At 68.0% G+C, this 300-nt stretch carries 1 protein-coding gene; it reads left to right on the top strand.

What is annotated here, in order from left to right; genetic code table 11:
• The coding region (locus D9V41_RS17335; RefSeq protein WP_166376138.1) for a DUF222 domain-containing protein at positions 1-300 on the top strand (300 nt) is incomplete at both ends.

Raw genomic sequence — 300 nt, 5'->3', positions numbered from 1 at the left:
TGCTCTGGCCGCGGTGCGGTCGGTGGTGGCCCCGGCGAACGGCTGGAGCGAGCATCAGGCCGCGGGTCGGATTCACGAGGCTGAGACTGCTCGAGATGACCTACCCACTGTCTGGAAGGCGTTCGGCGAGGGTGAGATCGACGCCGCTCGCGTCTCGGTCATCGCGAACGGCGCATGGAAACTCACCCGCGAGCAATCGGTCGAAAAGCTCGACCGACGCAGCGTCGCGTATGCGGCCACGCACACCGTCGGCGAGTTGCGGCGGTGGGTGAAGCGGTTCATCGCCCGCGTCGAGCCCGA

It is taken from the genome of Aeromicrobium phragmitis, from assembly GCF_003674095.1.
In the GTDB taxonomy this organism is placed as follows: domain Bacteria; phylum Actinomycetota; class Actinomycetes; order Propionibacteriales; family Nocardioidaceae; genus Aeromicrobium; species Aeromicrobium phragmitis.
This window is presented reverse-complemented; position numbering and strand designations above follow the sequence as displayed.